Origin of the sequence: Bradyrhizobium sp. (genome assembly GCF_030646015.1) — a bacterium.
In the GTDB taxonomy this organism is placed as follows: Bacteria; Pseudomonadota; Alphaproteobacteria; order Rhizobiales; family Xanthobacteraceae; genus Bradyrhizobium.
In genome coordinates this window covers 152,758-163,616 of sequence record NZ_JAUSLT010000019.1, presented here as the reverse complement: position 1 = coordinate 163,616, position 10,859 = coordinate 152,758, and the positions used below count along the sequence as shown (strand labels likewise).

General features: G+C 63.6%; 12 protein-coding genes and 1 pseudogene. All 13 read left to right on the top strand.

Translation table 11 applies throughout. The annotated features are described in order from the left end of the window. The coding region (locus Q7T45_RS02515; RefSeq protein ID WP_304867133.1) for a M3 family oligoendopeptidase at positions 1-1,338 on the top strand (1,338 nt) is incomplete at its 5' end. Between the two features lie 11 nt (positions 1,339-1,349). Next, entirely contained in the window at positions 1,350-1,937 is a 588-nt protein-coding gene (locus Q7T45_RS02510; RefSeq protein ID WP_304867130.1) for an intradiol ring-cleavage dioxygenase, read from the top strand. Positions 1,938-2,023: 86 nt separating this feature from the next. After that, the gene (locus Q7T45_RS02505) at positions 2,024-2,296 is read left to right on the top strand and encodes an AbrB family transcriptional regulator (protein WP_304867127.1); all 273 of its coding nucleotides are present in this window, start codon (positions 2,024-2,026) and stop codon (positions 2,294-2,296) included. Next, a complete protein-coding gene (locus Q7T45_RS02500) occupies positions 2,293-2,688 on the top strand; it encodes a type II toxin-antitoxin system death-on-curing family toxin (RefSeq protein WP_304867124.1) in 396 nt (131 codons plus the stop codon). Before Q7T45_RS02505 ends, Q7T45_RS02500 begins: the two co-directional genes overlap by 4 nt. A 98-nt stretch (positions 2,689-2,786) precedes the next feature. Further along, the gene (locus Q7T45_RS02495) at positions 2,787-2,939 is read left to right on the top strand and encodes an aa3-type cytochrome c oxidase subunit IV (RefSeq protein ID WP_304867121.1); all 153 of its coding nucleotides are present in this window, start codon (positions 2,787-2,789) and stop codon (positions 2,937-2,939) included. Positions 2,940-3,063: 124 nt separating this feature from the next. Beyond that, positions 3,064-4,191: a Re/Si-specific NAD(P)(+) transhydrogenase subunit alpha gene (locus Q7T45_RS02490; RefSeq protein WP_304867118.1), complete on the top strand. Its 1,128-nt coding sequence runs from the start codon at positions 3,064-3,066 to the stop codon at positions 4,189-4,191. Between the two features lie 11 nt (positions 4,192-4,202). Continuing rightward, positions 4,203-4,520 carry a proton-translocating transhydrogenase family protein gene (locus Q7T45_RS02485; protein WP_215605028.1) on the top strand — a complete coding sequence of 106 codons (318 nt, stop codon included), beginning with the start codon at positions 4,203-4,205 and terminating at the stop codon, positions 4,518-4,520. A gap of 42 nt (positions 4,521-4,562) precedes the next feature. Beyond that, positions 4,563-5,960, top strand: coding sequence for an NAD(P)(+) transhydrogenase (Re/Si-specific) subunit beta (locus tag Q7T45_RS02480; protein WP_304867108.1), 1,398 nt, complete (start codon positions 4,563-4,565; stop codon positions 5,958-5,960). A 17-nt stretch (positions 5,961-5,977) separates the two neighbouring features. Then, a complete protein-coding gene (locus tag Q7T45_RS02475; protein ID WP_304867105.1) occupies positions 5,978-6,787 on the top strand; it encodes an alpha/beta hydrolase in 810 nt (269 codons plus the stop codon). Between the two features lie 50 nt (positions 6,788-6,837). Next, positions 6,838-7,935, top strand: coding sequence for a calcium:proton antiporter (locus Q7T45_RS02470; RefSeq protein WP_304867102.1), 1,098 nt, complete (start codon positions 6,838-6,840; stop codon positions 7,933-7,935). Between the two features lie 83 nt (positions 7,936-8,018). Continuing rightward, positions 8,019-9,355 (top strand): annotated as a pseudogene (locus Q7T45_RS02465) (sodium:proton antiporter). 52 nt (positions 9,356-9,407) lie between these two features. Continuing rightward, positions 9,408-9,692, top strand: a complete 285-nt coding sequence (locus tag Q7T45_RS02460) for a cupin domain-containing protein (protein ID WP_304867099.1) — start codon at positions 9,408-9,410, stop codon at positions 9,690-9,692. 156 nt (positions 9,693-9,848) lie between these two features. Further along, positions 9,849-10,850, top strand: coding sequence for a hypothetical protein (locus Q7T45_RS02455; protein WP_370691194.1), 1,002 nt, complete (start codon positions 9,849-9,851; stop codon positions 10,848-10,850). Positions 10,851-10,859: the final 9 nt, after the last annotated feature.

The window sequence follows — 10,859 nt, the reverse complement described above, 5'->3', positions numbered from 1 at the left end:
CCGTATCAGCTGGAGGATCGGGTCGAGCAGCTGTTCCATGAAAAATCCCAGAGCGGTTATGCCGCCTGGAACCGGCTGTTCGAGCAGACCATCTCGGGACTGCGATTCAAGGTCGGCGGCAAGGACCTCGCGATCGAGCCGACACTGAACCTGCTGCAGGACCGTGCGCCGGCCAGGCGAAAGGCGGCGGGGCAGGCGCTGGCGAAAACCTTCAAGGCCAATGAACGGACCTTCGCGCTGATCACCAACACGCTCGCCAAGGACAAGGAGATTTCCGACCGCTGGCGCGGCTTCGCCGATGTCGCGGATTCGCGCCATCTGAACAACCGTGTCGAGCGCGAGGTGGTCGATGCGCTGGTCGGCTCGGTGCGCGCAGCCTACCCGAAACTGTCGCATCGCTACTATCGGCTCAAGGCCGGCTGGTTCAAAAAGAAGAAACTGGCGCATTGGGACCGCAATGCGCCGCTGCCGTTCGCCGCCACCGGCACGATCGCCTGGCCCGAGGCGAGGCAGATGGTGCTGTCGGCCTACCGCGGCTTCTCGCCGGAAATGGCCGATATCGCCGATCGGTTTTTCACCGATCGCTGGATCGATGCGCCGGTGCGGCCCGGCAAGGCGCCGGGCGCCTTCTCGCATCCGACAACGCCCTCGGCGCACCCTTATGTGCTGATGAATTATCAAGGCAAGCCGCGCGACGTGATGACGCTCGCCCATGAGCTCGGCCATGGCGTGCATCAGGTGCTGGCGGCCAAAAATGGAGCGCTGATGGCGCCGACGCCGCTGACCCTGGCGGAGACCGCCAGCGTGTTCGGCGAGATGCTGACCTTCAAGCGGCTGCTGGCTCAGACCAGGAGCGCCAGGCAGCGTCAGGCGCTGCTCGCCGGCAAGGTCGAGGATATGATCAACACGGTGGTTCGGCAGATCGCATTCTATTCGTTCGAGCGCGCCATCCACACCGAGCGGAAGAACGGCGAGTTGACCGCGGAGCGGATCGGCGAAATCTGGCTCAGCGTGCAGGGCGAGAGCCTTGGGCCGGCAATCGACATCCGCCCCGGATACGAGAATTTCTGGATGTACATCCCGCACTTCATCCATTCGCCGTTCTACGTCTACGCCTACGCGTTCGGCGACTGTATGGTGAACTCGCTCTATGCGGTCTACGAAAACGCCGCTGACGGATTCGCCGAGCGCTATCTGGCGATGCTCGCCGCCGGCGGCACCAGGCATTATTCCGAACTGCTGAAGCCGTTCGGGCTTGACGCCAAAGACCCGAAATTCTGGGACGGCGGGCTGTCGGTGATCTCGGGCATGATCGACGAACTGGAAACGATGGGCTGACGAGGTCGCTCATGATCGACAAGCCGACGCGCCGCGCGGTACTGGGAGCCGGTGTCGTCGCGGCCGGTTCATGGCTTACGATCGATCGCAGCGCCGCTCAGGCTCCGCTTTCCGCCACGCCGGCCTGCCACGATGGCGACGAAGCCACCTTGCGGCAGACCGAAGGGCCGTTCTTCAAGCCATCCTCACCCGAGCGGTTCGAACTGCTCGAAACCGGCATGGCGGGGCAGCCCATCGAACTAGTCGGTTTTGTCCTTTCCCGCGCCTGCAAACCCCACGCCGGAGCCTTGCTGGATTTCTGGCAGGCCGACGACAAGGGCCGCTATGACAATTCCGGTTTCCGCCTGCGCGGCCATCAGTTCACCGACGCGGAAGGGCGCTATCGTTTGCGCAGCATCGTGCCCGGCGTCTATGTCGGCCGTACCCGCCATATCCATGTGAAGGTGCAGCCATCCGGCGGCCGCGTGCTGACCACCCAGCTCTATTTCCCCGGCGAGTCGCAGAACCGTTCCGACGGCCTGTTTCGCAAGGAGTTGCTGGTGCGCACCGCCAAGAATGCCGGATGGCTCGCCGGGCGGTTCGACTTCGTGGTGGACTAGGGGGCTCTGGGCGGGCAGGGCGTAAAACATTTGTTGAACGGAGCGGCTACATCCGTTATACATTCCGTATAACGGAGATTTCTTCCATGAACGAACAATCGAAGATTGAGCCCGATGTCCGCGGTCAGGTAATCGGCACCGTCGAGATCAAGAAAATTGGTAATTCGTCGGGGATTATTCTCTCCAAGGACGTACTCGCCCGGATGAATGTCAGCGTAGGCGACAAGCTGTATGCAACGCTCACTCCGGATGGCGGGTTTCGGCTGACTCCATACGACCCGGATTTTGAGAAAGCGATGGAAGTCGCGCGGCGTGGCATGAAGCGCTACCACAATGCTCTGGCTGAGCTTGCCAAATGACCGAGCCGTTTTGGCTCACCCGCCAGATGGTCGTTGCAATTCACGACGAGCAGCTCACGATCCACGGCGGGGCGAGCGGTTTGCGCGATGAGGGCATGCTTGAGTCCGCGCTCGATCGGCCGAAAAATCGATGGTCCTACGAGCAGGCCGAGCTGGCCGAATTGGCCGCGGCTTACGCCTTCGGAATCGCGCGCAACCATCCGTTCGTCGATGGCAACAAGCGTACTTCGCTGCTTGCGCTCTACACGTTCCTCGGTGTGAACGGTGTCGATTTCGTCGTGCCGGAAGCGGACGCGGCGGCCATCATCCTCTCCCTCGCGGCCGGCGAGGTCAGCGAGGAGAGCCTGACCCGCTGGATCAAGGACAACTGGCCGGCCGGGCCCGGCAAGTGAGGGACGGCCACGGGTGCACAAGACGCCCGCCGCCGTTGCCCTTCCGGACGGTTTGCGGTAATTCCCACGCCAGAGGCGAAACCTGACTGGGGATACCGATGGCAGAGCATAACGAAGTGGCCTACACGACCGCCGACGGCAACGATTATCCGGCCCATGAGCAGACCTATGAGGGTTTCATCATGCTGGTGAAATACGGCTCCGCTGCCGTTATTTTCATCGTTGCCATGATGGCGATCTTCCTGACCTGATCGCCGCCTATCCGGCGGCGGTCGGAAGGATTGCCCGCCTTCCGGTCGCAAAACCGGGTATCCATCCCCACGCAATAAGCGCTAGTTTGCTTGCGCGCGCGCTGCTCGCGCCGCCGGAGGCCCCATGAAGATTGCCGTTGCCAAGGAAATCGATCCGTCCGAGCCCCGGGTTGCCGCTTCGCCCGACACGGTGAAAAAATTCAAGGCTTTGGGCGTCGATATCGCGATCGAGCCCGGCGCCGGCATCAAGTCCGGCCTGCCGGACTCCGAATTCACCGCGGCCGGCGCCACCGTCAGCGCGGACGCGCTCAAGGACGCCGACATCGTCATCAAGGTGAAGCGGCCCGAGGCGTCGGAGCTGGCCAACTACAAGCGCGGTGCGCTGGTAATCGCCATCATGGATCCCTACGGCAATGACGCGGCGCTGAAGGCGATGGCGGATGCCGGCGTCGCGGCATTCGCGATGGAATTGATGCCGCGCATCACCCGCGCCCAGTCGATGGACGTGTTGTCCAGCCAGGCCAATCTCGCCGGCTATCGCGCTGTCATCGAGGGGGCGGAGGCCTTCGGCCGCGCCTTCCCGATGATGATGACCGCGGCTGGCACCATTCCGGCCGCCAAGGTGTTCGTGATGGGCGTCGGCGTCGCCGGCCTGCAGGCGATCGCGACCGCGCGACGGCTCGGCGCCGTCGTCACCGCCACCGACGTGCGTCCCGCCACCAAGGAGCAGGTCGAAAGCCTCGGCGCCAAATTCCTCGCGGTCGAGGACGAAGAGTTCAAGAACGCCCAGACCGCCGGTGGCTACGCCAAGGAAATGTCGAAAGAATATCAGGCCAAGCAGGCCGCGCTCACCGCCGAGCATGTCAAGAAACAGGACATCGTCATCACTACCGCGCTGATCCCGGGCCGCCCGGCGCCAAAACTCATCAGCGCCGAGATGGTGAAGTCGATGAAGCCCGGTTCGGTGCTGGTCGATCTCGCGGTCGAGCGTGGCGGCAACGTCGAGGGCGCCAAGGCCGGCGAAGTCGCCGACGTCGATGGCGTCAAGATCGTCGGCTACACCAATGTCGCGGGCCGGGTGGCGGCGTCGGCCTCGAGCCTCTATGCGCGAAATTTGTACAACTTCATCGAAACGCTGGTCGACAAGGCCAGCAAGGCACTCGCGGTGAACTGGGACGACGAACTGGTCAAAGCCACGGCATTGACCAAAGACGGCGCCGTCATTCATCCGAATTTTCAGCCGAAAGCTTAAGGAGAGCCGCCATGGATCATATCGCGCAGGCCGTCGATCCCTTCGTGTTCCGGCTTTCGATTTTCGTGCTCGCCGTGTTCGTCGGCTATTTCGTGGTGTGGTCGGTGACCCCCGCTCTGCATACGCCGCTGATGTCGGTGACCAACGCGATTTCCTCGGTGATCGTGGTCGGCGCGCTGCTCGCGGTCGGCGTTCCCATGATCTCGAGCGGCAGCGGCTGGGCGCGGGGCTTCGGTTTCGTCGCGCTGGTCTTTGCCTGTGTGAATATCTTCGGCGGCTTCCTTGTCACCCAGCGTATGCTGGCGATGTACAAGAAGAAGGCCAAGTGAGCGGCGTGCACCTCGGGGTGACGATGACAAAGGGGACCTGAGATGAACGCCAATCTGGCTGCAGTACTGTATCTCGTGGCGGGTGTGCTGTTCATCCTGTCACTGCGGGGACTGTCCAGTCCCGCCACGTCCCGCCAGGGCAATTTCTTCGGCATGATCGGCATGGCGATCGCGATCGCCACCACGATCGCAAGCCATCCGCCGGCGGACGGCCTCGCCTGGGTGCTGGTGATCCTGGGCGTCGCCATCGGCGGCGGCATCGGCGCGGTGATCGCGCGCCGGGTGCCGATGACATCGATGCCGGAACTGGTCGCTGCGTTCCATTCGCTGGTCGGCATGGCCGCGGTGCTGGTCGCCGCCGGTGCGTTCTATGCGCCGGAAGCCTTCGATATCGGCAAGCCCGGCCAGATTCACGCCGCCAGCCTGATCGAAATGTCGCTCGGCGTCGCCATCGGCGCGCTGACCTTCACCGGCTCGGTGATCGCGTTCCTGAAACTGTCGGGCCGCATGAGCGGCGCGCCGATCATCCTGCCGGCGCGCCACATCATCAACGTCGTGCTCGCGGTGGCGCTGGTATTCTTCGTCGTCGGCCTCGTGATGTCGGGCAGCGCGCTCGACTTCTGGCTCATCACCATCATCGCGCTGGTGCTCGGTGCGTTGCTGATCATCCCGATCGGCGGCGCCGACATGCCGGTCGTGATCTCGATGCTGAATTCCTATTCCGGCTGGGCCGCCGCCGGCATCGGCTTCACGCTCGGCAACTCGGCGCTGATCATCACCGGCGCGCTGGTCGGCTCGTCCGGCGCGATCCTGTCCTACATCATGTGCCACGCGATGAACCGTTCCTTCATCTCGGTCATTCTCGGCGGCTTCGGCGGCGAGACCGCGGCGGCCGGCGCGGGCGGCGGCGAAGTGCGCCCCGTGAAACTGGGCTCGGCCGACGATGCCGCCTTCATCATGAAGAACGCGCAGAAGGTCATCATCGTGCCCGGCTACGGCATGGCGGTGGCGCAGGCGCAGCATGCGCTGCGCGAAATGGCCGACCAGCTCAAGAAGGAAGGCGTCGAGGTCAAGTACGCCATCCATCCGGTCGCGGGCCGCATGCCCGGCCACATGAACGTGCTGCTGGCCGAAGCCAACGTGCCCTATGACGAGGTGTTCGAACTCGAGGACATCAACTCTGAATTCGCCCAGGCCGACGTCGCCTTCGTGATCGGCGCCAACGACGTCACCAACCCGGCGGCCGAGGACGACAAGACCTCGCCGATCTACGGCATGCCGGTGCTGCAGGTCTGGAAGGCCGGCACGGTGATGTTCATCAAGCGATCGCTGGCGTCAGGCTATGCCGGCATCGACAATCCGCTGTTCTACCGCGACAACACCATGATGCTGCTCGGCGACGCCAAGAAAATGACCGAGAACATCGTCAAGGGGATGTAAGCCGGTTACGGGAAATCATGACCGTCCTGAAATGGCTCCTGATCGTCGTTTCGGTCGGTTATCTCGGCGGCCTTGCCGTTCTGTTCCTGGCGCAGCGGTTCTTTCTGTTTCCGGTTCCGCAAACCGAGCGCACGGCGCCGGCCGCTGCCGGCTTTGCGGCCGTCGAGGAGCATCTGCTGACCACGGAGGATGGCGAGAAGGTGATCGTCTGGCACCTTGCGGCCAGGCCGGGACACCCCGTCATTCTTTATTTTCACGGCAATGGCGATTTCCTCGCCGGTTTCTTCGGCCGCTTTCGCGAATTGATTGCTGACGGCACCGGCGTCGTGGCGCTGTCCTATCGCGGCTATGCCGGATCGAGCGGACACCCGAGCGAGCAGGGCCTGCTGCGGGATGCCGCGGCGGCCTATGCTTTCACTTCGGCGCGATACAGCGCGGACAAGATCATGGTCTGGGGCTTTTCGCTCGGCAGCGGCGTGGCGGTGGCGCTGGCGGCGGAACAGCCGGTCGGCCGGGTGATCCTGGAAGCTCCCTACGCATCGATTGCCGAGGTTGCCGCGTCGGCATTTCCGATCTTCCCGGTCCGCCTCGTGATGCGGGATCCGTTTCACTCCGACCAGCGCATTGCCAGGGTGAAAGCTCCGCTGCTGTTCATGCACGGCGTCCGCGATGGAACGATTCCGGTTGTCTTTGGCGAGCGTCTGTTCGCGCTGGCGCCAGAACCAAAACAGTTCGTCCGGTTCCCCGAAGGCGGCCATAACGATCTCGACGCCTATGGTGCGACGGCAATGGTGCGGCAATTCATCGGCGCCGCGAACGGGCGATAGATGCTAGGGTCGGTAGATCAGCGGTATCGCAGGTTCCATAGGATGACGGTATGAGCGCGCACGGCCCGATGCCGCGATCGGCGTGGATTTTTCCGGCGCTGGCGATCCTGCTTTTCGCAGGCGCCACCGCGCTGGGATTTACGTTTACGCCTTCGGCCGCCGGGCTGGTTTTCGCGGTCGTCCTCCTGGTCATCCTGTTCGGCACGGTGTTCGCGGCCGTGCATCATGCGGAAATGATCGCCGAGCGGATCGGCGAGCCCTATGGCACGCTGCTGCTGACGCTGGCGGTCACCATCATCGAGGTCGCGCTGATCGCCACCATCATGCTCGGCGAGAAGGAAGTTCCAACGCTGGCGCGCGATACCGTGTTTGCGGTGGTGATGATCGTCTGCAACGGACTGGTCGGCATCTGCATCTTCATCGGCGGGCTGCGTTACCGCGAGCAGGATTTTCAAGTCACGGGTTCCAACCTGTATCTCAGCGTGCTGTTCGTGATGGCAACCATCACGCTGATCATGCCCAATTACACGCTGACCACCTCGGGACCGATCTATTCGGCCGGCCAGCTCGGTTTTGTCAGTATCGTCACCCTCATTCTCTACGGTGTGTTCCTCTATACCCAGACCATCCGGCATCGCGATTACTTCGTCAGCGCAGCTGCCGAAGCCGCGGAGAGCGGGACACACGCTTCGAACCGGATGCTGGGCCTGAGCGTCGCGCTGCTTCTGGTCTCGCTGCTGGCGGTGGTGCTGCTGGCGAAGAAATTCTCGCTCGTGGTCGACGTCGTCAGCGCGCGGATCGGCGCGCCGCCGGCGTTTGCGGGTGTGCTGGTGGCGCTCTTGATCCTGCTGCCGGAAGGCGTCGCCGCGATCGGCGCGGCCCGCAAGAACGATCTGCAGAAGAGCATCAATCTCGCGCTCGGCTCGTCGCTGGCGACCATCGGGTTGACGGTGCCGACCGTTGCGGTGGCGGCCTGGGCGCTGGACAAGCAACTGGTGCTTGGGCTGAATGCGCAGGGCATGGTGCTCTTGCTGCTGACGTTCATCCTGAGCATGCTCACCTTCGGCACCGGCCGCACCAACATCCTGTTCGGTCTGGTGCACATGGTGGTGTTTGCCGTGTTCGTGTTCCTGGTGTTCGTACCGTGAGGCTGCTGGTTCTGGCGCTCACTGCCGCGTTGCTTGTCGTCTTCCCGCAAGCCGCCGGCGCGGCCACGCTCGATGGCGCGGCCATGACGTGGCCGTTTGCGCTGCCCTTCGCCGGCCTGCTGCTGTCGATCGCGCTCGGGCCGCTGTTGTTTCCGAAACTGTGGCACGCCCACTACGGCAAGATCGCCGCTGCCTGGTCTGCGGCGACGCTGGCGTCGATCGCGTGGTTCGCAGGCGGTCAGGTGATGTTCGCGACCCTCGCGCATGCGGTGCTGGGCGAATATCTGAGTTTTATCGTGCTGCTGTTCGCCCTCTTACACCGTCGCAGGCGGCATTCTCGTCAGCGGCGATATCAGGGGTACGCCCTGGAATAACGCGGCGATCCTCGCCCTCGGGACGGCGATGGCGAGCATCGTCGGCACCACGGGCGCGGCCATGATCCTGATCCGGCCGCTGATCCGCGCCAACGTTTCTCGCCGCCACAACGTTCACGTCATGGTTTTCTTCATCATTCTCGTCGCCAATGTCGGCGGCGCATTGAGCCCGTTGGGCGATCCGCCGCTCTTCATCGGCTTTCTCAACGGCGTTGATTTCTTCTGGACGACGAGGAATCTGTGGATCCAGACCGCCATCGTGACGGTGCTGCTGCTGGCGATCTTCATCGCGCTCGACCTTTGGCGCTTTCGAAGTGAGCCGATCGAGCGTCGCATCGAACCACCGCAGCCGCTTCGAGTTCGCGGGCTCGTCAACGTCGTGCTGATAGCCGCCATCATCGGCTGCATCCTGCTGTCGGCAAACTGGCGGCCGGGCCTCGCGCTGGATGTTATCGGCACCAGGCTGGAACTGCAGAATTTGGTGCGCGACGGGCTGCTGGTCGTGATCGCATTGCTGTCGTTATGGTGGACCCGGGACGAGCATCGCGAGGCGAATGGATTCAGTTGGGGGCCCATCAGGGAAGTGGCCAAGCTGTTCGCGGGCATCTTCATCGTCATTATTCCGATGCTGGCCGTGCTCGATGCCGGCCCGAAGGGCTTCTTCGCATGGCTGCTGTCGGCGGTGACGGAACGAGACGGGACGCCGCATGAGGTCGCCTATTTCTGGTACACCGGGCTGATGTCGGCGTTTCCTCGACAATGCGCCGACCTACCTGTTGTTCTTCAAGCTTGCCGGCGGCGACGCGCGCGAGTTGATGGGTGAGCTTTCGGGAACCCTGGCGGCGATCTCGATGGGCGCCGTCTATATGGGCGCGCTGACCTATATCGGGAACGCTCCGAACTTCATGGTCGCGGCGATCGCCGCCCAAAGCGGGATCAAGATGCCGAGCTTCTTCGGCTACCTGCTGCGAGCCGCCGCCATCCTGGTGCCGTTGTTCCTGCTGCTGACCTTTCTGCCGTTAGCCCCTGTTCTCAGGCTGCAGTGAGTGCGCTATGGATGTTTGAAAGCTTGTCCGCAGCGACCTGGAGAGACCGATAATGCTCAGCGCCCAATCAGACGTTCAGGTCGATACATCAGAAGTCCGGGTTACCGAGTGGCGGCTGCCGCCGGGCAGCGCCACCGGCCATCACACCCATGGGATGGACTATGTCATCGTGCCCGTAACCTCGGGCGAAATGACCATCGTGGCGCCCAACGGAGAGCGCTCCAAGGCGCAACTCGCGACAGGAAAATCCTATTTCCGCAAGGCCGGCGTCGAGCATGACGTGCTTAACGAGTCATCCAGCGAAATCGTGTTCCTGGAAGTCGAGCTGAAGCCCTGAGCCCGCCGCCGGGGGCCGCTTCACGATCGGCGGCCGGCTGACGCTGCTGTTAACGGATTGTCATGTCGGATCAGCCGATTGCCACCGATCTGTCGCAGTTGATCCCTCAATGCGCCTCAAAGTTCCCGCATCAGATCAGCTGCGGGGAGTGCCGGTATGCTGAAAAAGTATCTTGCGAAATTTGCGGTGGACATTTTGCCGTCGGTGGCTGCGACCGTCATCGGGGCCTACATCGTCAATCATTACATCGTCACCAAGCCCGCCCCGAGCGCCCCGGTCGCATCGGTGGTTTCGACCGTCGATCCGAAGGCCGCGCCCGAAGCTGCCAAAATCGACATCAAGGCTGATGCCAAGACAACTGACAGGACAACGGACAAGACCACCGACAAGTCAGCCGACACATCCGTCGAAATCGGCAACGCGCGCGGGCCGGGCGTAAAGGCCAAGGGGATCTCGGAACGGGCGATCCTCGAGAAGGCCGCCGCCGAAAAGGCCCAGGAGAAGCAGGAGAAGCAGGAGAAGTCCGGAGAGAACGTCGCCGACAAGCCGGCGGAGACCGCTTCCATTCCAGCCGAGACACGGCGGCACCAGCCGGCGCCGCGTGAAAAGACTGCCGCCAGGAGCGTTCCGGCGCCTGCGCCGCTGGTGGTATCGACGCCTGCCCAGGCTGCGCCGGCTGAGGCCGCCAGCGCACTGGAAGAGCGTCGCGACGCCAACGATCTTGCCCGCGCGGCGATCGATCGCCTGCGCGGTTCCAACGATGGTTCGCCGCGACCGCAGGAAGCCGCCCGCACCCAGGACGCGGCCCGTGTCCCGGAGGCTGCTCGCATCCCGGATGCTCCCCGTGTCGTGTTGGCGCCAGCGGTCCGGCCGCTGCCGCCGCCGATCATGGTCTCGACGCCCATCCACGAGTCCATCGATTCGACGACGGGATATCAGGAGATGAAGCCGCCTTATGCCGCGGCGTCCCGGAACGACGGTCCCCGCCGCCCGACGCCGCCAGCCGACATCCCGTCGCCCCCGCTCGACCTGCGGGCCGAGGCGTCGGAACCGGTAGGGCGGGCCGAGGGCTCGGGGCCGTTAGCGCGGGCCCGCAGCACGGCCGAAGACGTGCTGTCGGCGGCCAAGTCGGTGTTTCATGTCGTATTGCCGAAATAGCCCAAGGCC

Bases quoted from the DNA above. Each gene is read 5' to 3' on its own strand.
- Q7T45_RS02510 (WP_304867130.1), top strand. From the start codon at position 1,350: ATGATCGACAAGCCGACGCGCCGCGCGGTACTGGGAGCCGGTGTCGTC.
- Q7T45_RS02505 (WP_304867127.1), top strand. From the start codon at position 2,024: ATGAACGAACAATCGAAGATTGAGCCCGATGTCCGCGGTCAGGTAATC.
- Q7T45_RS02500 (WP_304867124.1), top strand. From the start codon at position 2,293: ATGACCGAGCCGTTTTGGCTCACCCGCCAGATGGTCGTTGCAATTCAC.
- Q7T45_RS02495 (WP_304867121.1), top strand. From the start codon at position 2,787: ATGGCAGAGCATAACGAAGTGGCCTACACGACCGCCGACGGCAACGAT.
- Q7T45_RS02490 (WP_304867118.1), top strand. From the start codon at position 3,064: ATGAAGATTGCCGTTGCCAAGGAAATCGATCCGTCCGAGCCCCGGGTT.
- Q7T45_RS02485 (WP_215605028.1), top strand. From the start codon at position 4,203: ATGGATCATATCGCGCAGGCCGTCGATCCCTTCGTGTTCCGGCTTTCG.
- Q7T45_RS02480 (WP_304867108.1), top strand. From the start codon at position 4,563: ATGAACGCCAATCTGGCTGCAGTACTGTATCTCGTGGCGGGTGTGCTG.
- Q7T45_RS02475 (WP_304867105.1), top strand. From the start codon at position 5,978: ATGACCGTCCTGAAATGGCTCCTGATCGTCGTTTCGGTCGGTTATCTC.
- Q7T45_RS02470 (WP_304867102.1), top strand. From the start codon at position 6,838: ATGAGCGCGCACGGCCCGATGCCGCGATCGGCGTGGATTTTTCCGGCG.
- Q7T45_RS02460 (WP_304867099.1), top strand. From the start codon at position 9,408: ATGCTCAGCGCCCAATCAGACGTTCAGGTCGATACATCAGAAGTCCGG.
- Q7T45_RS02455 (WP_370691194.1), top strand. From the start codon at position 9,849: ATGCTGAAAAAGTATCTTGCGAAATTTGCGGTGGACATTTTGCCGTCG.